Source organism: Saccharospirillum sp. (assembly GCF_039982735.1).
In the GTDB taxonomy this organism is placed as follows: Bacteria; Pseudomonadota; Gammaproteobacteria; order Pseudomonadales; family Natronospirillaceae; genus Saccharospirillum.
In genome coordinates, this window is the sequence record NZ_JBDWXV010000020.1 from 41,153 (window position 1) to 62,074 (window position 20,922).

The window sequence follows — 20,922 nt, forward strand, 5'->3', positions numbered from 1 at the left end:
GGATGTCAGTTTGATAGCGATTCGATGACAGAATTGAGTCCTGATCGCTCAATGGTTGTCTTCAGTCTAGTGCTCACTGAAGTCAGTCCAGCCGAGATACCAGGGGGTCGTCGTGGCCGGGTTAACAGCGCCGGCGTAGGTGGCGGTCTGATCCCAGAAGGGGTCGTTATCCGGCCAGGTGGTCGAACTGCCCGTTGGCTGGCGGGGTCTGAAGTCCGGTGCTACCGGGTTGCTGGCCTGGTTGCCCAGTAAGCCGGGAATAACCTGGCTGACCGGGTTGAAGTAGTCCGGTTCGGCAAAGCCTGCGTCGTTATCCCTATCGCCGGTTTCCGGACGCCAGGGTGACGTTGCTGCGGACTCGCCATCGATGGCCAGATGAGCGAACCTCAGGGCCTCTTGGCTGATCAGGCTCTCGGTCAACGGATCTCGCAAGTCGATCGGGTTGTTGCCGTAACCCGAAAGCAGAAGGCGGCTGAACTGACCGGCGGTACCACTGCGCAGCACCATGGCGGTATGGTCCGGTGAGGTGCCGACCAACGTGACGTTGCTGATTTGTGGTTCAGAGCGCGGCCGGGCATTGTCGCGTTCTGGTGAGTTGTCGCCTTCAAAGGCTCGATCACCTGAGTTGGGGTGTTGTTGAGCGATCAGAAACTGCACCTTGCCGTTCCAGCCCAGATCCCAGTCGAGGCTGTCGTCTCTGGCACCGGTAATCAGTAAGTGGCGAACGTTGGCCGAGCCGCCGAAAAATTCGATACCATCGTCCAGTGCCTTGTGAATCTGCAGGTACTCCAGCGTGGTTTGCGGGCCGCACCCGGCGACGGTCAGACCATTGAGCTCATTGTCGACAAAGGCCTCGTAACCGGCGTATTCAATGCGCACATAGCGCAGGCTACCGCAGCTGCCATTCCTCTCTTGCCCGCCGAAGTGGCCACGAATATCTCGCACGTCGACCCCTTCGACACGGGCAAAGGCTTCGTTGGTGCGGTCGTCCCCGAGCAATACCACGCCACCCCAATCACCGCGTTCGCGCTGCCCGACGGGCTGGGCACTGGTGAAAACGATGGGTGCTGACCGGGTGCCTTCGGCAACCAGTTGACTGCCCCGGGCAATCACGAGTGATGAACCCGGCCGACCTTTGATTACCGTGCCGGGGGCTATGCGCAAGACGGCATCGTTGTGTACGAAGATGTCGGAATCCAGCCAATAGGTTCGGTCGGCATGCCAGCGAGTGTCGGTATCGATATCGGTCGCGACGACGACGGTCCCGGTCAGGGTTTCCAGCAGGCGCTCCCATTGGCTGTAAACGCCGGTGGCAACCAGGGTAAGCGCCAGCAGCGCCAGCAGCAGACGCCGCCAGGGGCGTGCAAGCACTGGCTGAAACGCTCTGGGCAGGAGCCCCTGCTCACGGGCATCCGCTAGCAGGGAGTCAGGCATCTCGGTGCGCGCCAGTCGAAGCGCCAGATTTTGAATGCCCGGGTCCTCCATCGCTCTGGCCCGGTCAAAAAGAGCGTTGCGGTAGTCCGGTTCGCTCAGCAAGCGTTCGAAGTCGGTTTCGAGTTGGTGGGGCTTGGCGGCGAGGCGCTGCCGGAATGTCCACAAAAGGCCGACCAGATTGCTTTTGGACGCAGGTTGGGCAGGTGATGCGATGAGGGTCATGGTGTGCTCCCGTACAACCAATGGGCGAAGAGCCGGGAGGATAGTGCTCAAATATGACATTTTCGTGACTTGGTGCATGAACTAACTGATTGTTTTTTAACGTATTTTAAGCGGCGGCAGTGGGCTGGGCCCGGCATCGGTTTTCCCGGGGCTGTGCACAGGCTTGTCCACAGAAGGTGTGGGTAAGATGACCGGCCAAAAAAAACCCGGTGAAGGCACCGGGTTTTCCAGACTGGAACGCGTTGTGGTTACTGGAAGTAGCGCATCAGGTAGGCATCCATACCCGTGCCATACTGGCAGTAGAGGTTGCCGTTGTGGCTGCCGAGCAGTGTACAGGTGAAGGTCTCCTGCGGCTGGTCTTCCCAGGCAGTGTCGCAGCTTTCGCGCGAGCGCAGCGCTGTGGTGGTTTGCTCCATGACGTTGCCGTTCTGAGTCCAGGTGTAATCAGCCTGGTACAGGGCGCACTGGCCGTTGTCATCGGTTTCGGTGAACTGGCCAGTACCGTCGGCGTTGATGATTTCAACGCCAGAATCGTACCAGGTGCAGTCGTAGTCGAGGGTTTCAGACTGGAAAGTACCGGTCGGTACGCTGAGGTCTGTGTTCATTTCACCCAGTGTCACCTCGAATTTGGCTTCCCAGCCGCGCTCGGTGAGGGTATCCCGGTAGCTGCCTTCCAGTGGCAGAGCCGCCGCTTGCAGTATGCCCGCGTAGGCGTCGACACAACTGCCGGTCGCCATCGCCATGCCCTGGGCATTGCTGGCAACCATGGGCGATTCCAGAGCTACCAGAGCCGCTTCACCGAAACGCTCGTAGTTGAAGGCAATGGCGGTGCTGCCGCGAGTATTCAGCGGCTCACTGGCCATTGCATCGGCCGGTGCCTTGGCGGCGTCACCGGTGTATACCACCAGGTGCTTGCCTTTGATTGCGGCAAATACAGGCTGCGGTGCCATGGGTACCGGAACCTGCACGGCGGTGCCGTCGTCGGGAATGGTAACGCCGGCCATGCCAGGGATGCTGGAGCTGATCAGGCCTGCCAGTACGCTCGGGTTATCGGCACTCAGGGTAACCAGGGCCGATCCTGCCAGCCCAAATGGGCTGTTGTCGTTGGCTGTGATGTCGTAAACCGCGGCACCGACACCCTTGACGCCCTGTGCCATGGCCGTCGCCATGCCCAGCATGGCCGGGTTGTTCTGACGCAGATCGGCGGTCATGTCACGCAGTGCCGGGCATTTGTATTCCGTTTGTGGCAGTTGTGACCACAGGGCGCTCGCTACCGGTGCCAGAGCATTGACATCGACACCCAGCGCCAGGGCCAGCAACTTATCGCTGCCATCGGTGGCATAGGCGGGCAGGCTGCCGGGCAGGCGCTTCAGTTGACCGGTCAGGTCGGTGTTGGTCAGTTCGAGAATCATGCCAACCTGTTGTGACAGGCTGTCGGAAGTCGACGAGATGTCCTCGCTGCCAAAGGCGAAACGGGGCACCTGGCGGGCGAGTGCATAGCCTTCGGGTCCGCACTGGCTGTCGGCCATCTGGGTGTCCATTCGCTCGATTTCGTCCGGGATCAGGGCTTCCAGGTCGCGTCGCAGGCGGGTCTCTGTGCCGGTCAGCAGGGTTGCTGCCAGGCCATCGAGGTCGATATAGCCACGCAAGGTTTCATCGTAGTCGTACTGGTCGCCAAGGGCTTCCCAATCGCCCTGGTCGGCCAGAGAGTCAGACAGATCGGTCAGGCCCAGGCGCTCGGCCTGAATCGCGTCGGTATCGGTATGGTTGAGCAGGGTAACGGTGGCAAACCCCTGGTCGACCGCGATGGCCAGATCAAAGCGTTCGTCGTCGCCTTCGGGCGTCAGCTGCCAGGTGCGGACTTCGACCCCTTCTACCTGTTTCATAACCGGTGCAGCACCGGATTCAAGAATGGCCTGGTTCAGGACTTCATTGAACGCATCGGGGTTATCCAGGGCAAAGCGGGCAACGGGCATGGCGCCATGCAAATAGAACGCACCGGCGCCTTCATCGGGCAGGCCGTAATGGGCGATCAGTTCGCTGTAGCCGCCGCCTGCAGCGGCGGTGTAATCCACCAGCAGGGCTTCGAACAGGCCCAGTACCGGACTATCGTCGCTGCCAATTTCCGCCAGTAGGGTTTGCAGTTCGTCGATATCAGACTGGTTGACCGTAGACCAGGAATCCATGATATCCCGGCCCACCAGAGTATTGTGCCCGCCCACAAAGAGTACGGTATCGGCCGGGGTATGGCTGAGCAGGGTGTTGATTGAATTATCGGCCTGGTCGGATGAGAACAGACCAAACAGATTAAAAGCGTAGGCACTGCTCACGCTGGCAGTGACCACAGCCAGGGTCAGTAGCACGCGCGTTATCATTCCTTTCATGTAAGGCTCCATCGGTAAGTAAAGTACAGGGTGCTCTGCCCAACAGGGCACCGGACAGCCCGTTCAATTCCTGAATGCTCAGACCATTGAACAAACTTTTAGACCGGCGATTGTAGCAGGCCCGTTTCCCGGCTGTCTGCGTTTACCGGCTTGAACCGGCCATCGATGCCCCCATTGCCAACAGGAATGTGAAAGAGGCCGCAAAAATGTGGGATGAACGCTATGCCGGTGACGACTATGTCTACGGCACCGAACCGAACGATTACCTGAAGGCCCAGGCTGACCTCTTCGCCAGTGGCGCCCGGGTGCTTTGTCTGGCGGAAGGTGAGGGACGCAATGCCGTCTACCTGGCAGAGCAGGGGATAGACGTGGTGGCGGTGGATGCGTCGGTCGTGGGTTTGTCCAAGGCTGAACGCCTTGCACGGGCAAGGGGGGTGTCCATTGAGACGCGAACCGCTGATCTGGCCGAATTCGATCTCGGCCACGGGCAATGGGATGGCATTGTTTCAATATTTTGTCATTTGCCGCCTGAAGTGCGCCAGGCACTGCACCAGAAAGTGTTCGATGCGCTCAAGCCCGGCGGGCTCTTTGTGCTGGAAGCCTATCGGCCGGAGCAACTGCTGTTTAAAACCGGCGGACCGCCCCGCGCCGAGTGGATGATGACCGCCGAGCAACTGCAGGAGGAACTGGCACCGCTTCAGTTCGAGCAATTGCAGGAAATGGACCGTCCGATTCATGAAGGGCGAGGACACACCGGCCTGGGTGCGGTTGTTCAGGCTGTATGCATCAAGATGTGACGGTTGCCATGCTGGTGAGCGCAAAGCGACAGGGTTACATCGTCATGGATGGCCTGTAATCGTCCTGAAATCTCCGGAAAAATTGGCCTAAAAAGTACTTTACATACACAAGTGCTGGGCTAAAGTAGAGGTGTTAAAGATTTTCGCAATACTTATAAGCAAGACCAGTTAGACGCTATGAACCATGTGCTTGCCAGGCGTAATTGATGAATCAATGTGTCGCGGAAAGTACAACCAGGCAGTTCCTGAACAGGTTGCGCGTAAGTAGACGTTATGATCTTTACCCGGCAGCGTTGGCCGGGAATAACCGGCACGACGCAGGCTATTTGCAATCGCATCCGAAGCAGGAGTACAACATGGCGACACAAACCGGCAAGGTGAAGTGGTTCAACGAAACCAAAGGTTTTGGCTTTATTGAAGTTGAAGGCGGCAAAGACGTCTTTGTGCACTTCAGTGCCATCAAGGGCGATGGGTTCCGCACCCTGGCAGAAGGCCAGGAAGTGCAGTTCACCATTACCGACGGTCAGAAGGGCCCACAAGCCTCCGATGTCGAACTGATCTGAGTTCGAATCGCTGATTCGGTATCTGAATGAGTATGAGAAAGGCCGCTGTTTAGCGGCTTTTTTTGTGCGTGCAGGTATATCGCCGGTTAGCGATCTGAGCTGATCTTGGGCGGCAGAGCGCGGCGTGACGGGTCGGTATTGGGGTCGACCAGGTTCAGGTGACGGTCAAGCCAGTGTTCCAACCGTTGCAGTGCGCCTTGTTGGTGCTGGTAAAACACATAAGCGCGCTGGCCAAAGGTGTCGCGTAGGTCCTGGGATTTGAGCAACCCGAGCAGACGCTTTTCAAGCGCTTCTAACGTATCGGCGACGATAATACCCTGTTCCTTTTGCATGGCGCTGATGATCGACTGAAAGTTGGTGAAACTGGGGCCAACCAGCACCGGCTTGCCCAGCGCCGCCGGTTCAATGGGGTTGTGGCCGCCGCCGTCGTTGAAGGTGTTGCCCATTACGGCAACCTGGGCAGCGCCGAAGAATACCATCAGTTCTCCCAGCGAATCGGCCAGGTACACCTGGTCGTTGTCGCGCGGCTGACTGCGCTGACTGCGCCGGCTAAAACGCAGGCCCGATGCGGCGACGATATCCGATACGGTTTCGAAACGGTCCGGGTGGCGCGGCACCAGAATCATCAGGGCGTCTGGCAGCACTGTGGTAATGCGTCGGTGCACGTCCAGCAAGCCTTCTTCTTCGCCACCATGGGTGCTGGCCGCTACCCAGACAGGCCGGCCTTTGATGCCACGGGCGAAGGCGGCGATGTCGCCGGTCAGCTTACTGGAGATGCTGAGATCAAACTTGATTGACCCGGTGACTTCGATGTTGCTCGCCGCTACCCCCAGAGACTCAAAGCGTTCGGCGTCGGGCCAGTGTTGGGCGGCGATGCCGGTCAGCTGCTGCAGCATGGGCCGGGTGAGCGCCCGGAAGCGGCGGTAGCCCCGAGCCGAGCGTTCCGAGAGCCGGCCATTGACCAGAAACACCGGCACCCGGTGCCGGTCGCAGGCGTTGATCAGGTTGGGCCAGAGCTCGGTTTCCATGATTACCAGGGCTTTGGGGTTCAGCCGGGGTAATAGACGTCGATAAACGTGCGGGTAATCCCAGGGCAGATAGGCGTGGTGAACTTTGTCGCCAAACAGTGCCTGTACCGTTTCGCTGCCGGTCGGGGTCATGGTGGTAATGATCACCGGAATGTCCGGATGGCGCGCCAGCCAGCGTTCGACAAAAGGCCGGGCGGCAATGGTTTCGCCCACACTGACGCTGTGCAGCCAGAGCGCGCCTTCGGGCATGGCCGGCCAGTGCCCGAAGCGCTCGCGCCAGCGCTGCCGGTAGCCCGGCAAGGTGCGCCCGCGCAGCCACAGCCGCAGCAGCAGGGCCGGCGTCAGGCAATACAGCAGAGCGGTAAACAACAGTCGTGTCATGTCAGCCAATGCGCCAGTAGGTCATTCAAGTATAGGAAACCCCGGTCGGTTGTGCGTAACGATCCGTGCTCCCATTCCAGCATACCCTGATCGCGCAACCGGATAAGAGTGGGTTCAATCTCGGCCCAGGCCAGGCCGGTGACCCGGCTGAATTCTTCGGCCGGGCGGCCCTCGACCAGACGCAGGGTATTAATGAAATAATCGAACGGCCGGTCCTCGATGGCAACCCTTTCTTCGTGGCGAATCAGTAACCGGTCGCGGTTCAGATAATCTTTCGGCAGTCTCGTTTTGCGAGTGCGAATGATATCGAACGGGCTGGTTCGGGTGACCTTGCCGTGGGCACCCGGGCCGATGCCGATATAGTCGCCATAGCCCCAGTAATTGAGGTTGTGCTGACAGCGCTTGCCGGGTTTGGCGTAGGCGGAGACTTCGTATTGGCTAAACCCCGCTTCAGCCAGCCTTGCCTGGCCGGCTTCCTGAATGGCCCAGAGGGTGTCGTCTTCCGGCAGTGCGGGTGGCTTGCGGTAAAACTCGGTGTTCGGTTCGATGGTCAACTGATACCAGCTGAGGTGGCTGGGGTTCAGGGCGATTGCCTGGTTCAGGTCGGCCAGGGCGTCGGCTTCAGTCTGGTCGGGTAGGCCGTGCATCAGATCCAGGTTGAAATTGTCGAAACCGGCGGCGCGGGCCCGGTCACCGGCGTGCAGGGCCTGGTTCCGGTCGTGAATGCGGCCCAGGCGCTGCAGGTGAGCATCGTTGAAGCTCTGGATGCCAATCGACAGCCGATTGACACCGGCGTCCCTGAAGCCGCGAAAATGCGCTTCGTCGACCGTGCCCGGGTTGGCTTCGAGGGTGATTTCACAGTCGTCACTGAAGCCGATGCTGCGTTCCAGCTCAGTCAGAATCTGGCCAATAGCCGACGGTGACAGCAGGCTCGGTGTGCCGCCGCCAAAGAAGACACTGTGCAACTGCCGACCCAGGGCGAGAGATGCATCCTGTTGCAGATCTTCGAACAGCCTCGCCAGGTAGTCCGTTTCCGGAATTTGCCCGGGGTCGAGCGCATGCGAGTTGAAATCGCAATAGGGGCATTTGCGCACACACCAGGGTACGTGCACGTAGGCGGACAGCGGTGGCAGGTGCGTTCTGGGGGTCGTGATCTCGGTCATTGCGCCAGCAAGGCTTGCAGCCGGGGCATGAAGGCGGCCATGGCCTGGCCACGGTGCGACAGGCGATTTTTCAGGGCCGATTCCAGCTGGGCGGCGGTGCAATCCTGTGCTGGCAAATAAAACACCGGGTCATAGCCGAAACCACCGGTGCCGACCCGTTCGGTCAGAATACGGCCATCCCAGCGGCCTTCGGCGATCAGGGGGGTAGGGTCGCTGGCGTGGCGAACGAAGGCCAGCAGGCAGTAATAATGGGCGCCGCGGTCCGGTTCGGGCACCCCTGCCAGGCGCTCCAGCAGATAGTCGATATTGGCGCTGTCGCCGGATTCACCGCCCGCTCTGGCCGAAAAACGGGCGCTGTAAATGCCCGGTTCGCCGTTCAGGGCGTCAACGACGACACCGGAATCATCGGCCAGGGCCGGCAAACCGGTCGCTGCCGCGGCATGGCGTGCCTTCAGAATGGCGTTCTCAATGAAACTCAAGCCGGTTTCATCGGCATCGCTGACGCCGAACTCGCCCTGGGGGCGCACGGTAATCGACAGCGGCTCGAGCAGACGGCTGAATTCAGCCAGTTTGCCGGTATTGCCGGAGGCGAGGACCCACTGGCTCATGCGTCTTCCTCCCAGAGTTCCTGGCTGAAGCTGTATTCAAAGTCGCGTTCGCCGGGAATGCTGACTTCGATGTCGAACCAGAGCACTTCACGGTCATCAAAGGGCACCGAGCCGATGAAGTAGCGCGCGTTCTGTTCTTCGATTACGCGCATCTCGAGCCGGTTGCTTTGCCCCAGCAGGTTGCGTACCCGTACCGATACCTCGGCATTCGGCACCGGGACGGCAACGTCGTTGCGGCGCTGTTCCAGTACCGACAGGTTCAGCAGGGCACGCTGCCCGGAGCGTGTCAGGCCATATTGCCCGGCGATTTCCGGCGTCAGCATGGTGCTGTTGAAAGCAATGTAATGCAGTTCATAACCGTTAAAGGTGACTTTCTGGTCGGCCTGGGCGGTACTGAACAGCAGCGCCAGGCTCAGCATCAGCGTTGTGGTGTATCTCAATAACATGGGGTCACCGTGTAATGTGGTAGAGCGCGATTTCGCCCATCAGGTTGGGCATCAGACTGATTTTCCAGTTGGCTTGGTGGTTGCGGTCCACCACCGTGCGTTCCAGTATTTTAATGTTTCGTTCCCGACATAACACCTCAAAGTCGCGAAAGGTGAAGAAGTGAATGTTGGGCGTGTCGTACCAGGTGTACGGCAGGTTTTCCGAGACCGGCATGCGCCCGTGGAGGGCCAGATAGGAGCGCACTGTCCAGTGCCCGAAGTTGGGAAAGGTGACGATGGCCTGCTTGCCGATGCGCAGCATGTCCTCAACAATGCGGTCCGGCTTGTGCGTCTGCTGCAGAGACTGGGTCATGATCACGGTGTCGAAGCTCTGGTCGTCAATGTCGTCCAGCCCTTCGTTCAGGTCCTGATGAATCACATCCACGCCCTGGCGTACGCAGGACAGAATGTTCTGGGTATCGATCTCCATGCCGTAGCCGGTCACCTGTTTGCGCTGGCGCAACAGGGCCAGCAGGCTGCCATCGCCGCAGCCCAGGTCGAGCACGTGGCTGCCATTGTTGATCCAGCGTTCTATGTAGTCGAGATCCGGGCGCATCAGACTGTCCCTCCGTTGGCCAGTGAGCCGAGAAAGCCTTCGATCAGCGCCACGTATTCTGGAATGGGGAACAGGAAGGCGTCGTGGCCCTGGGGAGCTTCGATTTCCAGATAGCTGACCTGGCGGCGGGCCCGGGTGAGGGCGCGCACCAGTTCTTCGCTGCGTTCCGGGGCAAAACGCCAGTCGGTACTGAAGGAGGTAACCAGAAAGCGACAGTGGGCCTGGCTCAGGCAGCGCGCGAGGTCGCCGTCGTGGTCGCCCGCCGGGTCGAAATAATCGAGCGCCTTGGTCATCAGCAAATAGGTGTTTGCATCGAACTGGTCCGAGAAATTCTCACCCTGATAGCGCAGGTAGGACTCAACCTCGAAATCGGCATCGAAATTGAAATTCAGCTTGCCGGTGCGCAGGTCCCGTCCAAATTTCTCGCGCATGCTGCTGTCGGACAGGTAGGTAATGTGCCCGAGCATCCGCGCCAGCATCAGACCGCGTTTGGGGCGGGTATCGTGATCGAAATACCGGCCCTGATGGAAATCCGGGTCGCTGACGATGGCCTGGCGAGCCACTTCGTTAAAGGCAATGTTTTGGGCGCTCAGTTTGGGTGCCGAAGCGATAACGGCACAACCTTTCAGGCGGTCCGGGTAATCGATCGACCAGCGCAGTGCCTGCATGCCGCCGAGGCTACCGCCGATCACAGCATGCCAGCAGTCTATACCCAGGCGATCGGCCAGCCGCGCCTGGCTTTTCACCCAGTCGCGTACGGCGATGATCGGGAAGTCCGGTCCGTAAGGGCGGCCGGTCTCCGGGTCCTGGCTCATTGGGCCGGTGGAGCCGTGGCAGCCGCCCAGGTTGTTCAGGCTAACAACAAAATAGCGGTTGGTGTCGATGGCCTTGCCGGGGCCGATGCAGGCATCCCACCAGCCCGGTTTGCGGTCTTCAACGCTGTTGTAGCCCGCCGCATGGTGGTGTCCGCTCAGGGCATGGCAGATCAGAATGGCGTTGGAGGCATCCTTGTTCAGGTTGCCGTAGGTCTCATACACCAGGGTGTAGTTCGACAGACTGCGTCCGCAGCGCAAGGGCAGGGCGTCTTCAAAAAAGGCCGACTGCGGCTGAATCAGCCCGACGCTGTCGGCGGGTATTTCTGTTGGCATTTACGATGTCCCGGGAGACCGGCCAGTCAGGTTGGCCGGTAATGAGTCAGCAATTCGGTGTGTTAAACCCAGATTCACAGCCCCAGAATCGGGCTGATTCCACCGACGGTGGAATACCCGGTCTGGGGCAGAATCATGCCGCCGAGAATAAAGTCGCGCAGGATAATCAGCACCAGAAAGGCGATGATGTACGACAGATCAAGCATGCCAATGTTCAGGTTCAGGCGACGGAACGGGCCAACAAAAGGTTCGACCAGCTGGCCGAGGAAACCCAGCAAAGGGTTTTGCTGGCCCATGGAAATCCAGCTGCCAATGGCAACGATGATCATGCTCCATTGCAGCACAGTCAGCAGAATGCCGGCCACACCGAGCAGTGACCAGACCACCAATTGGCCACCCAGTGCCATGGGGTTTACTCCCATGGCGGCGAAGATCAGGCAACCCAGAATGAACTGGCCGATCCAGATGCACAGCAATGACGCCAGATCGAGCCCGCCGAGGCCTGGAATGATGCGGCGCATGGGTTTAAGCACCGGGTCGGTGATTTGCAGCACCGTCATCGCCAGCGGGTTGCGCACATCCGCCCGGGCGATCTGTGCCAGAAAGCGGGCAACCAGGCTGATCAGTAAAATACCAAACGCCGTTTTCAAAATGAGTACGATAAGCGGGCCCAGCATTCGGACACTCCTTTGATGAGTCTGTGTTAATCATACCCTGTGATGCAGGGTGATGCCTGTTGTTCGTGATACATTGCCATAAGCTCGTGCCGGGCGCGGGGTATGCCTTTCCGGGTGGTGCGACATATCGCTCGGCGTCAACCCATCCATGGGGCCTAGACCGCAGCATCCATGCTGCGGACTTCCCCGGAAAGGCACACCCCACACCCGACACTCAGTTAATTGCAAACTCCGAAACTTGGGGTTAGCGATTAAATTATTCAGCCAGTTCCTGCGACAACACCCGCGACCGATCCATGCAGGCCTGCATCGCACGGGCTACGACGGCGTCGATGTCGTCGCGCTCGAAGCTGAAGATAGCCTGCTCGGTGGTGCCCTTGGGTGAGCATACCTTCTTGCGCAATTGTGCCGGTGTTTCACCGGTTTGCTCAACCATGCGCGCCGCACCCATAGCCGTTTGTACAATAAGACGCTGCGCGGTGTCTGCATCGAGCCCGGCATCTTCGGCCGCTTTTTGCATGGCTTCCATAAAGCGGAAGAAGTAGGCCGGGGCACTGCCGCTGGTGGCGGTTACCGAGTGCAGGTCCTCTTCGTCTGCTACCCAGACTGCGACGCCGATGGCACTGAAGATGGCCTCAACGGCTTCGCGTTCGCTGGCCTCGACGGCTTCATTGGCATACAGGCCGGTGGCGCCGGTCATGACCAGAGAGGGGGTATTGGGCATGGTGCGGATGACGGCAAAGCCGCCGCCGAGCCAGCGATCGATGGCTTCTGCCGTGACACTGGCGGCCACACTGACGACCAGCGGTTTACTCGCCTGAAACGCGTCGCGTAGCGGTTCCAGAACCTGCTTCAGTACCTGGGGTTTCACGGCTAACACGACCGCTTCACAGCTCTCGATCAGGGCATTGTTGTCATCGGTGGCCTGCAGACCCTTGGCGGCGAAGGCGTCGCGCTTGGGCGCGTTGCGGTCGCACACCCAGATACGATCGGCCGGGTAGCCACTGGCCAGCATGCCATCAATGATGGCTCCGGCCATGTTACCGGCGCCTATGAATCCGATGATGGGCTGCTGTTGCATGGTGTCTCCTTGTCGTAACCAGGTTAAATACAGTAGCTGATCAGCGTCAGCTCTGTGCAGAGTAGTGGCGTTGCCCGAACAGGGCGCTGCCCACCCGAACGTGGGTGGCGCCGCATTCAATGGCCAGCTCAAAATCACCGCTCATACCCATCGACAGCGCTTTGCAGTCCGGATATCTGGTAATAAGGGTGTCGCGCAGTGTTTTCAATTCACTGTATTGCTGGCGCAGGGTGGACTCAGCGAGATCCACTGCGGGAATGGCCATTAAACCGGCTACGGTCAGATTTTCCAGCCCGGCCATGTCGGAGAGCAGACCCGCCACGTTGCCCGGTGCTACCCCTGCCTTGGCCGGATCGTCACTGATATTGACCTGAATGCATACTGACAACGGCTCTTTGTCGGGTGGGCGCTGCTCGCTTAAACGACGGGCAATTTTCAACCGGTCGACACTGTGCACCCAGTCAAACAGCTCCGCGACCTGGCGGGTTTTGTTGCTCTGCAGCGGGCCAATAAAGTGCCAGACCGGAGCTGGCCCCTGCCAGTGGGTGATCTTGTCGACCGCTTCCTGCACGTAGTTTTCACCCAGGTCCGTCGCGCCAGCAGCCATGGCGGCTTCCAGGTCGGCCAGAGGCCAGGTTTTACTCACGGCGACCAGGGTAATCTCTTCTGGCGGGCGGTCACTGCGGGCGCAGGCAGCGGCAATGCGGGCCTTTACTTTGGCCAGCCGGTCACTGAAAGCGGTGTTTTGGGCGGCAGTCATGGTGTCCTCGGGCTTAATCGGCGTGGTGGCGGGCACGACCAGTGTCTGTTGCTCGCAAAAAACCGACGTTCGGTTACACTGATTGCAGATCAGCCAAACAGGCGACTGTCGAGTTCGACAGCGTCATTTTGAAGGCTGAGTCTCAAAAGCCGACAGCATACCTATTTTGGCACCGTCTGAATAATGTATCTTATGGCCTGGCAGGCGCCCCGAGCGTGACCTGACCCTATGAACGATAGCGACGGCATGCCAACCCGGCCGCTGTGACAGACTGGCAGTGAGGAGTCTCATGGATATTACAGAATTACTGGCGTTCAGTGCCAAGCAGAACGCATCCGACTTGCACCTGTCATCGGGCTTGCCGCCGATGATCCGTGTCGATGGCGATATTCGCCGCATCAACCTCCCTGCTCTGTCGCACAAAGAAGTCCATTCGCTGATCTACGACATCATGAACGACAAGCAGCGCAAGGACTTCGAAGAATTCCTGGAAACCGACTTTTCCTTCGAAGTACCTGGTGTGGCCCGTTTCCGGGTGAACGCTTTCACCCAGAACCGGGGCTCCGGTGCGGTATTCCGGACCATTCCGTCCAAAGTACTGACCATGGACGACCTGGGCATGGGCCAGGTCTTCAAAGACATCGCCATGGTGCCCCGTGGCATCTGCCTCGTGACCGGTCCGACCGGCTCGGGCAAGTCGACCACCCTGGCGGCGATGATCAACTACATCAACGAAACCAAATACGAACACATCCTGACCATCGAAGACCCAATCGAATTCGTGCACGAATCCAAGAAATGCCTGGTCAACCAGCGTGAAGTGCACCGCGACACCCACGGCTTCTCGGAAGCCCTGCGCTCGGCCTTGCGCGAAGACCCGGACATCATTCTGGTCGGCGAGCTGCGCGATCTCGAAACCATTCGTCTGGCACTGACTGCGGCAGAAACCGGTCACCTGGTCTTTGGCACCCTGCACACCACCTCAGCTGCAAAAACCATCGACCGGGTGGTCGACGTGTTCCCGGCTGAAGAAAAATCCATGGTCCGATCGATGCTCTCGGAGTCGCTGCAGGCGGTCATCTCCCAGACCCTGCTGAAAAAGAACGGCGGCGGTCGGGTCGCAGCCCATGAGATCATGATCGGCACACCCGCGATCCGGAACCTCATCCGTGAAGACAAGGTGGCGCAGATGTACTCTGCCATCCAGACCGGCGCGCAGCTGGGCATGCAGACGCTCGATCAATGCCTGCAGAACATGATGCAACGCGGGCTGATCAGTCGCGAGGTTGCGCGTGAGAAAGCAAAACAGCCCGATAATTTTTAGAACCAAGCTCGAGGTTTCCAGGTGACCAGCGGCGGATGCCGGTGACGCCTCGGCGGGGGAGTCCGCAACATGGATGTTGCGGCCTAGGCTCCATGGATGGATTAACGCCGACCCCGACGAGGCGTCACCGGTAGCCGTCGCGGCCCACAGCCACCCCGACCAACCCGGTAAGTTGCCGAGCCACAACAGGATTGAGTATGGAATTTGATCGTTTATTGCGTCTGATGGTCGAAAAAGGCGCCTCTGACATGTTCATTACCGCTGGCGTACCGCCCAGTATGAAGGTGAATGGCCAGGTGGTGCACGTCACCAAAAACCCGCTCAGCCCGGAGAAGACCCGAGAGCTGGTGATGTCGGTAATGAGCGACAAACAGCGAATCGAGTTTTCCGATACTCAGGAATGCAACTTCGCGATATCGGCGCGCGGCATTGGCCGCTTCCGGGTCAGTGCCTTTCACCAGCGAAATCTGGCGGGCATGGTACTGCGACGCATCGAAACCCAGATTCCACGCCTTGAAGACCTGGGCCTGCCGGATATCATCAAAAAACTGGCCATGACCAAACGGGGCCTGGTGTTCTTTGTCGGCGCAACCGGCACGGGTAAATCGACCAGCCTGGCGGCGATGATCGGTCACCGGAATCGCAATTCGCGCGGCCACATTATTTCCATTGAAGACCCGATCGAATTTATTCACCAGCACGAAGGCAGCATCGTGACCCAGCGCGAAGTGGGGCTCGATACCGACAGCTTTGAAGTGGCCCTGAAAAACACCCTGCGTCAGGCGCCGGATGTGATCATGATCGGTGAGGTGAGGACCAAAGAAACCATGGATTACGCCATGGCGTTTGCCGAAACCGGTCACCTGTGTCTGGCAACACTGCACGCGAACAACGCCAACCAGGCGCTAGATCGCATCATGCACTTCTTCCCGTCCGACCGGCAACGCCAGTTGTGGATGGACCTGTCGCTGAACCTGAAAGGCATCGTCGCCCAGCAATTGATTCCAACGCCCGACGGTAATGGCCGCAAAGCCATTATCGAAGTGCTGGTCAACACTCCGCTGGTGTCCGACCACATCCGCAAGGGCGAGGTTCACCTGCTCAAAGATCTGATGTCCAAGTCCACAGAGCAAGGCATGCAAACCTTCGATCAGGCGTTGTTCAGAGCCTATTCACGCGGCGAAATCACCTACGAAGACGCCCTCGGCTATGCAGACTCCGCCAACGACCTGCGCCTGATGATCAAACTGGATCAGGAAACCGACCCGGGCCATCTCACCGGCCAGGCCGCCAAGCTTTCCATTCAGGGTACAGACGACTACTGATTGGTTTGCTTCGGTGGCTGACGTTTACTGTGGCTCGGGTGCCTACGGCAGCCGGCACTTGGTTGGGTGCTAACCGTTGCATCAAAAAATCAATATTTGGTATTGCCTGCGCGGGAAAGTGGCTACTTTGCATGAGTAACCGTTGTATTGTGTCTTGAGTCAGAAATTCGTGATGATTAACCGACCAAGAATCGAAGGGCTGTCGGGTGCGTCTACTGGGGGCCGTTAGACCGCATGGACTAAAACGCCGGGAGCGTTTTAGCATGAGCGAAGCGAGCCCGAAGGGTGAATCCCATGGAGGGGATTCATATCCGGTCTCCGAGCTTACAGGGAGGTATTTACAGCGTGCCCCAGTAGGCGCACCCGATGGCCCGTTTGGCGCAAAGTAAAAGGTTGGTACCGCAGGAAATAACCCTTCGAATTTCTGACTCATGACACAGGCTCGTGCCACCAAACTAATGAGTCTTAGCCAACACAGCATCCTGCATTAAACGCAGATCGCGGTAGTTGCGCAGGCCACCGTACATCATGGTCTGGAACTTTTGGGCGGTGAGTTCTGTTTTTTCTTTGTAGTCGTTGATGTCGTAATCTCGGACCACATCGGTTTCCGGAGCGCTGCCGGGTTGGCCGGTGCGCAGCACAAGGCGGGTGAGGTGGTTGCCAACTTCCTCGCGAATGGCTTTGACCAGGTCGAGACCGGCGCGGTCAGTTTCCATCACCACATCGATGATGGCCATGGCGAGTTCTTCGCCCAGCTCATGGGCGATGGCCAGTGCTTCCTGTCCACTGGAGGCCGTGTGGACAACAAGGGGGCGGTCTTCAAAGGTAAAGCGGCGCAGGGCCAGGCGGGTCACCGCGTGGACTTCGGGTTCGTCATCGACGACCAGCACTTGCCAGCCAGCATTCGGAGGTTCTTCGCCGTCTCTGGTCTTTTCGTCTAGCCAATTCATCGATGCCATTAAAGCCTCGCCTCTGCTGTGCCCCCTGACCTGAATTCCAGGCGAACAAGGGCTGCCATCCATAGTCGTTATCCCTAAAGATAGTGCTTTTTTTAAGCAATGCAAAGGTAATTTGACGATATTCGGGGTTTCTTTCTGGGGAAAATTGCGGGCTCGGTTGAGCCCGCGGAAACGGTCAGCGCTGGAAGGGGTAAATGGTGCCAACGCCGGTCAGGCGGGTTAGCTCGTCCAATGCAGTACGGCTCTCGATCAGCAGCTTGGGGTCGGCCAGGTCGGCCTGGCTCAGGCGATCGCGGTAGTGAGCGTCGACCCAGTCGTTCAGCGAGTTGAACAGCGCATCGGTGAGGATGATGCCCTGATGCATGGCTTCGTACTCGGACTGGGTCAGTGCCACGCGCAAACGCAGACAAGCCGGGCCACCGCCGTTTTGCATCGACTGTTTCAGATCGAACACTTCCACCCGGTTGATCGGGTTGCCGGGGTCGGCCATCAGGCGGTCCAGAAAGTCGGCTACCGGTCCGGTCTCGCGGCATTCGCCGGGCACTACCAGCATCATGCTGTCGTCAGCAAGGCTTAATAGCTGGCTGTTGAACAGGTAAGAACGCACGGCGTCCAGAATGGAGACTTCAGCCGTCGGAACTTTGACGGCAATGAGTTTGACGTCGCCCAGCTTGCGTTGCAGCTCGTCCAGCACCGCGTCGGTATCGGCGAAGGCTTCCTCATGATAGAAGAGCACGTTTCGGTTGCCCACGGCGATCACGTCGTTGTGGAACACACCGGCATCGATGGTCTCTGGCTTCTGCAATGCGAAAACCGCCTGATCGTCACCCAGACCATGCAACCGGGCCACGGCCTGGCTGGCTTCGAGCGTCTGACGCGCGGGAAAGCGCTGTGGGCGCGGCGCGTTCTGGTTGAAGGCTTCCTGGCCGTAAACGAACAATTCGACACCGGAACTGTCGTACTGGCCGCAGAACCGGGTGTGGTTGGCGGCACCTTCGTCGCCGAAGAAGCTGACGGCAGGCAGGGCATCGTGATGGGCGAAGTAACGTTCATCACGAAAGATTGATTTGAGCATCCGGGTGGTGGTTGGGTGCTCGATGGAACGGTGAAACTTGGCGTTCAAATTGGCCGCAGTGAAATGCACCCGGCCATCGGCCGTATCGGCGCTGGGCGATACGGTGCCGGCATTGGCGGTCCACATGCAGGAGGCAGAGCTGACCGCGCTTAAAATCGCCGGGTTCTGTTTGGCGACTTTCTCCAGCACCTGGGCGTCTGTTCCGCTGAACCCCAGTTCACGCAACGCCCAGATGGCGGGGCGCTCGTGCGGCAGCAAAATGCCCTGGCGCAAGCCGAGGTCCGACAGCGCTTTCATTTTGCGCAGCCCCTGTTTGGCGGCTTCTTTCGGGTTGGACGCCTCGCTTTCATTGCTCAGCGAGGCGATGTTGCCGTAAGACAGGCCAGCGTAGTTGTGGGTTGGCCCAACCAGGCCATCCAGGTTCATTTCAAAGGCGGTCATAGGTTCATTCCCGGCGCAGTGGTTTCGGGTTTGGTCAGGGTCGGGCTTTCCATCGAGGCGACCGGGTAGGCGCAGTAGTCTGCCGCGTAATAGGCAGAGGCGCGGTGGTTGCCGCTGGCACCTACGCCGCCGAAGGGGGCGCCGCTGCTGGCGCCGGTGATCGGCTTGTTCCAGTTGACGATGCCGGCGCGAATCTCATCGATGAATTGCTCATAACGGGCCCGGTCATTTGACAGCAGGCCAGCCGACAAGCCGTAGCGGGTGTTGTTTGCCCCGGCAATGGCGTCGTCGAAACTGTCGTAGCGGTAGATGCTCAGCAGCGGGCCGAAGTATTCTTCATCCGGCACGTCGTTGGCGTCGGTTAGATCGACGATGCCCGGTGTCAGCAAGGCCGTGCCTGCTTCATGACGCGTCATTTCCAGCAAGCTGCGTCCGCCCTTGCTGATCAGCATCTTCTGGGCCTCCAGCAAGGCATCGGCGGCGGGCAGTGATACCACGGAACCCATGTAAGGCTGGTCGTCGGCGTCCCAGTGGCCGACCTTGAGGTTGCGAGTGGCTTCGATCAAGCGGGCCAGGAAGGCATCGCCCTGTTCGCCGTTGGCGATGAAGACGCGACGTGCACAGGTGCAGCGTTGCCCGGCTGAAATGAAGGCACTGGTAATGACATGGTGCAGGGCCGCATCGGTGTCGATGTCGGTATCGACGATCAGCGGGTTGTTGCCACCCATTTCCAGCGCCAGAATTTTGCCTGGCTGGCCGCCGTACTGTTTGTGCAGGATCTCGCCGACAGTCGAGGAGCCGGTGAAAAACAGGCCGTCGATGCCGGGGTGTCCGGCCAGCGCTACACCGGTGGTTTTCGCACCCTGAACCAGGTTGATGACGCCCTTGGGCAAGCCAGCTTCGTCCCAGATCCGAACGGTTTCCTCGCCCATTTTGGGCGTCATCTCGCTGGGTTTGAATACCACGGTATTGCCCGCAAGAATGGCGGGAACAATGTGCCCATTGGGCAGGTGGCCGGGGAAGTTATACGGTCCGAATACGGCCACAACGCCGTGTGGGCGATGGCGTAATACGGCTTCGCCGTCTGGCAGTTCACTGCGAGTAACGCCCGTGCGCTCGTTGTAAGCTTTGATCGAGATTTCGATCTTGCCAACCATGGCGCCCACTTCGGTACGCGCTTCCCACAGGGGTTTTCCGGTTTCGCTGCCGATCACTCGCGCCAGTTTTTCCTGGTTGTCTTTCAGGCCTCCGGCAAACTTGCGGCAGATAGCGATGCGCTCATCCAGTGAACGGTGCTTCCACTCAGCAAAGGCGGTACGGGCGGCGTTAATCGCCTGGTCGACATCGTCGGCGCTGGCGGTATTCCCCGCCCAGACAACCGATTGATCGATCGGGTTGATGGAGTCGAGGTGATCGCCGTGGCCAGTGTGCCACTGGCCGCCAATAAAGAGTCTTGCTTCAGTCATCGGAGGGTCTCCGGGGTCTCAGCGCGACGGCGCGGACAGAATCGCCTGCAGTCACCTGCAGGTTGCTGGCCTGGGCCGTGCTTAGGTGAAGGGTGGTGCCATCGATGGCCGCGGTATTGATCAGGCTGACCCGGTAGTCGTCGAACCGGCGGTTAGATACCAGGGTTAAGCCATCTTTTCGGGTCAGGTCGGGTACAGGCGTTTCATCCTGCACGGCGACGGTATACAGCTGGCTGTCTTTAACGGCACGAACGTTGGCAACGCGGGCCGAGACGGTAGGGCCACCGTCAAAAATATCCACATAGCCGTTAAAGTCGAAACCTTCCGCTTTCAACATTGCCAGGGCAGGCTCGGTATCCGGGTGGACCTTGCCGATGGCTTCCTGGGCGTCTTTCGACAGCATGGGGACATAGATTGGGAACTTGGGCATCAGTTCGGCAATAAAGGCTTTGTTGCCAAGGCCCGTCAGGTAGTCTGCGTCGGAAAATTCCATCTGGAAGAAGTGCCGCCCCAGGCTTTCCCAAACCGGTGATTTTCCCTCTTCGTCGCTGAAACCGCGCATTTCAGCGATGATGTCCCGGCCAAACAGGTCCTGAAATTCGGCCAGGAACAGATAGCGGCTTTTGCTCAGCAACTGGCCGTTCTGGTTCTGGCGGTAATCCGGCATCAAAAACAGGGTGCAGATTTCGGAGCTGCCGGTCAGGTCGTTGCTCAGATACAGCGTTTTGGTGATCTTGTGCACGCCAATGTCTTTGGAGGCATGCACGGTCTTACCAACGTGGTAGTTGTACCAGATGTCGTCGTGCCCGATGCTGGCTTCGAGTGCGCAAATGCCGGCAATCTCATCGTTGCTGGGGTCGATCATCGCGAACAGATAAAGCCGGTCTTTTTCGGGGAGTTCTTTCTTAAACGATGCCACGGCTTTATCGAGTTTGGCCTGCATTTTCTGGCGGTTATCCGGCAGGGTGGTGACCCCCACTCCGGAGTTTTTGGCCATGGTGCACAGCGCATCGATATCAGTTGGCGCTACCGGACGAATGTACAT

Annotated in this window: 19 protein-coding genes; 4 read left to right on the plus strand and 15 right to left on the minus strand. The window is 59.1% G+C overall.

Features of this window, described 5'->3' with window-relative positions; genetic code table 11:
* Positions 1 to 66: 66 nt before the first annotated feature.
* Together ABJT94_RS17335 and ABJT94_RS17340 are read right to left on the minus strand one after the other, a co-directional pair.
* Positions 67 to 1,656 carry a hypothetical protein gene (locus tag ABJT94_RS17335; RefSeq protein ID WP_348475858.1) on the minus strand — a complete coding sequence of 530 codons (1,590 nt, stop codon included), beginning with the start codon at positions 1,654 to 1,656 and terminating at the stop codon, positions 67 to 69.
* Between the two features lie 248 nt (positions 1,657 to 1,904).
* The gene (locus ABJT94_RS17340; RefSeq protein ID WP_348475857.1) at positions 1,905 to 4,040 is read right to left on the minus strand and encodes a hypothetical protein; all 2,136 of its coding nucleotides are present in this window, start codon (positions 4,038 to 4,040) and stop codon (positions 1,905 to 1,907) included.
* A 206-nt stretch (positions 4,041 to 4,246) separates the two neighbouring features.
* Here ABJT94_RS17340 and ABJT94_RS17345 point away from each other — a divergent pair, with 206 nt between their 5' ends.
* A complete protein-coding gene (locus ABJT94_RS17345; RefSeq protein ID WP_348475856.1) occupies positions 4,247 to 4,837 on the plus strand; it encodes a class I SAM-dependent methyltransferase in 591 nt (196 codons plus the stop codon).
* 356 nt (positions 4,838 to 5,193) lie between these two features.
* Positions 5,194 to 5,400, plus strand: coding sequence for a cold-shock protein (locus tag ABJT94_RS17350; protein ID WP_028671638.1), 207 nt, complete (start codon positions 5,194 to 5,196; stop codon positions 5,398 to 5,400).
* Positions 5,401 to 5,486: 86 nt separating this feature from the next.
* Here ABJT94_RS17350 and waaA read toward each other — a convergent pair whose 3' ends face one another.
* The 9 genes from waaA to ABJT94_RS17395 all read right to left on the minus strand — a co-directional run bounded on the left by waaA (position 5,487) and on the right by ABJT94_RS17395 (position 13,287).
* On the minus strand, positions 5,487 to 6,809 hold the full coding sequence (gene waaA, locus ABJT94_RS17355; RefSeq protein WP_348475855.1) for a lipid IV(A) 3-deoxy-D-manno-octulosonic acid transferase: 1,323 nt from the start codon (positions 6,807 to 6,809) through the stop codon (positions 5,487 to 5,489).
* A complete protein-coding gene (gene hemW, locus ABJT94_RS17360; RefSeq protein ID WP_348475854.1) occupies positions 6,806 to 7,972 on the minus strand; it encodes a radical SAM family heme chaperone HemW in 1,167 nt (388 codons plus the stop codon). The genes waaA and hemW overlap by 4 nt, the downstream gene beginning before the upstream one ends.
* Positions 7,969 to 8,580, minus strand: coding sequence for an RdgB/HAM1 family non-canonical purine NTP pyrophosphatase (rdgB, locus tag ABJT94_RS17365; RefSeq protein WP_348475853.1), 612 nt, complete (start codon positions 8,578 to 8,580; stop codon positions 7,969 to 7,971). Before rdgB ends, hemW begins: the two co-directional genes overlap by 4 nt.
* Positions 8,577 to 9,026 (minus strand): DUF4426 domain-containing protein, encoded by a 450-nt coding sequence (locus tag ABJT94_RS17370; protein WP_348475852.1) that lies wholly within the window; start codon positions 9,024 to 9,026, stop codon positions 8,577 to 8,579. Before ABJT94_RS17370 ends, rdgB begins: the two co-directional genes overlap by 4 nt.
* 4 nt (positions 9,027 to 9,030) lie before the next feature.
* Complete coding sequence (metW, locus tag ABJT94_RS17375) at positions 9,031 to 9,621, minus strand: methionine biosynthesis protein MetW (RefSeq protein ID WP_348475851.1); 591 nt, start codon at positions 9,619 to 9,621, stop codon at positions 9,031 to 9,033.
* Positions 9,621 to 10,769: a homoserine O-acetyltransferase gene (locus tag ABJT94_RS17380; RefSeq protein ID WP_348475850.1), complete on the minus strand. Its 1,149-nt coding sequence runs from the start codon at positions 10,767 to 10,769 to the stop codon at positions 9,621 to 9,623. The genes metW and ABJT94_RS17380 overlap by 1 nt, the downstream gene beginning before the upstream one ends.
* Positions 10,770 to 10,843: 74 nt before the next feature.
* Positions 10,844 to 11,446, minus strand: a complete 603-nt coding sequence (locus ABJT94_RS17385) for a YggT family protein (protein WP_348475849.1) — start codon at positions 11,444 to 11,446, stop codon at positions 10,844 to 10,846.
* Between the two features lie 256 nt (positions 11,447 to 11,702).
* Positions 11,703 to 12,527: a pyrroline-5-carboxylate reductase gene (gene proC / locus ABJT94_RS17390; RefSeq protein ID WP_348475848.1), complete on the minus strand. Its 825-nt coding sequence runs from the start codon at positions 12,525 to 12,527 to the stop codon at positions 11,703 to 11,705.
* Positions 12,528 to 12,573: 46 nt separating this feature from the next.
* Positions 12,574 to 13,287, minus strand: a complete 714-nt coding sequence (locus tag ABJT94_RS17395) for a YggS family pyridoxal phosphate-dependent enzyme (RefSeq protein ID WP_348475847.1) — start codon at positions 13,285 to 13,287, stop codon at positions 12,574 to 12,576.
* A gap of 289 nt (positions 13,288 to 13,576) precedes the next feature.
* Here ABJT94_RS17395 and ABJT94_RS17400 point away from each other — a divergent pair, with 289 nt between their 5' ends.
* Positions 13,577 to 14,611, plus strand: a complete 1,035-nt coding sequence (locus tag ABJT94_RS17400) for a type IV pilus twitching motility protein PilT (RefSeq protein WP_127556789.1) — start codon at positions 13,577 to 13,579, stop codon at positions 14,609 to 14,611.
* A 197-nt stretch (positions 14,612 to 14,808) separates the two neighbouring features.
* A complete protein-coding gene (locus ABJT94_RS17405) occupies positions 14,809 to 15,936 on the plus strand; it encodes a PilT/PilU family type 4a pilus ATPase (protein WP_348477409.1) in 1,128 nt (375 codons plus the stop codon).
* A 455-nt stretch (positions 15,937 to 16,391) separates the two neighbouring features.
* On the opposite strand, the gene ABJT94_RS17410 is transcribed toward ABJT94_RS17405, so the two are convergent.
* The 4 genes from ABJT94_RS17410 to astA all read right to left on the minus strand — a co-directional run bounded on the left by ABJT94_RS17410 (position 16,392) and on the right by astA (position 20,922).
* Positions 16,392 to 16,895, minus strand: coding sequence for a response regulator (locus tag ABJT94_RS17410; protein WP_348477407.1), 504 nt, complete (start codon positions 16,893 to 16,895; stop codon positions 16,392 to 16,394).
* A 175-nt stretch (positions 16,896 to 17,070) separates the two neighbouring features.
* Positions 17,071 to 18,411, minus strand: a complete 1,341-nt coding sequence (gene astB, locus ABJT94_RS17415; RefSeq protein ID WP_348477406.1) for an N-succinylarginine dihydrolase — start codon at positions 18,409 to 18,411, stop codon at positions 17,071 to 17,073.
* On the minus strand, positions 18,408 to 19,877 hold the full coding sequence (gene astD / locus ABJT94_RS17420; RefSeq protein ID WP_348477404.1) for a succinylglutamate-semialdehyde dehydrogenase: 1,470 nt from the start codon (positions 19,875 to 19,877) through the stop codon (positions 18,408 to 18,410). The genes astB and astD overlap by 4 nt, the downstream gene beginning before the upstream one ends.
* Positions 19,870 to 20,922: an arginine N-succinyltransferase gene (gene astA, locus ABJT94_RS17425; protein ID WP_348477402.1), complete on the minus strand. Its 1,053-nt coding sequence runs from the start codon at positions 20,920 to 20,922 to the stop codon at positions 19,870 to 19,872. Before astA ends, astD begins: the two co-directional genes overlap by 8 nt.

Bases quoted from the DNA above. Each gene is read 5' to 3' on its own strand.
- ABJT94_RS17400 (WP_127556789.1), top strand. From the start codon at position 13,577: ATGGATATTACAGAATTACTGGCGTTCAGTGCCAAGCAGAACGCATCC.
- proC (WP_348475848.1), bottom strand. From the start codon at position 12,527: ATGCAACAGCAGCCCATCATCGGATTCATAGGCGCCGGTAACATGGCC.
- metW (WP_348475851.1), bottom strand. From the start codon at position 9,621: ATGCGCCCGGATCTCGACTACATAGAACGCTGGATCAACAATGGCAGC.
- ABJT94_RS17340 (WP_348475857.1), bottom strand. From the start codon at position 4,040: ATGAAAGGAATGATAACGCGCGTGCTACTGACCCTGGCTGTGGTCACT.
- hemW (WP_348475854.1), bottom strand. From the start codon at position 7,972: ATGACCGAGATCACGACCCCCAGAACGCACCTGCCACCGCTGTCCGCC.
- ABJT94_RS17395 (WP_348475847.1), bottom strand. From the start codon at position 13,287: ATGACTGCCGCCCAAAACACCGCTTTCAGTGACCGGCTGGCCAAAGTA.
- ABJT94_RS17405 (WP_348477409.1), top strand. From the start codon at position 14,809: ATGGAATTTGATCGTTTATTGCGTCTGATGGTCGAAAAAGGCGCCTCT.
- ABJT94_RS17370 (WP_348475852.1), bottom strand. From the start codon at position 9,026: ATGTTATTGAGATACACCACAACGCTGATGCTGAGCCTGGCGCTGCTG.
- waaA (WP_348475855.1), bottom strand. From the start codon at position 6,809: ATGACACGACTGTTGTTTACCGCTCTGCTGTATTGCCTGACGCCGGCC.
- ABJT94_RS17350 (WP_028671638.1), top strand. From the start codon at position 5,194: ATGGCGACACAAACCGGCAAGGTGAAGTGGTTCAACGAAACCAAAGGT.
- ABJT94_RS17335 (WP_348475858.1), bottom strand. From the start codon at position 1,656: ATGACCCTCATCGCATCACCTGCCCAACCTGCGTCCAAAAGCAATCTG.
- ABJT94_RS17380 (WP_348475850.1), bottom strand. From the start codon at position 10,769: ATGCCAACAGAAATACCCGCCGACAGCGTCGGGCTGATTCAGCCGCAG.
- astB (WP_348477406.1), bottom strand. From the start codon at position 18,411: ATGACCGCCTTTGAAATGAACCTGGATGGCCTGGTTGGGCCAACCCAC.
- astA (WP_348477402.1), bottom strand. From the start codon at position 20,922: ATGTACATTCGTCCGGTAGCGCCAACTGATATCGATGCGCTGTGCACC.
- astD (WP_348477404.1), bottom strand. From the start codon at position 19,877: ATGACTGAAGCAAGACTCTTTATTGGCGGCCAGTGGCACACTGGCCAC.
- ABJT94_RS17385 (WP_348475849.1), bottom strand. From the start codon at position 11,446: ATGCTGGGCCCGCTTATCGTACTCATTTTGAAAACGGCGTTTGGTATT.
- rdgB (WP_348475853.1), bottom strand. From the start codon at position 8,580: ATGAGCCAGTGGGTCCTCGCCTCCGGCAATACCGGCAAACTGGCTGAA.
- ABJT94_RS17410 (WP_348477407.1), bottom strand. From the start codon at position 16,895: ATGGCATCGATGAATTGGCTAGACGAAAAGACCAGAGACGGCGAAGAA.
- ABJT94_RS17345 (WP_348475856.1), top strand. From the start codon at position 4,247: ATGTGGGATGAACGCTATGCCGGTGACGACTATGTCTACGGCACCGAA.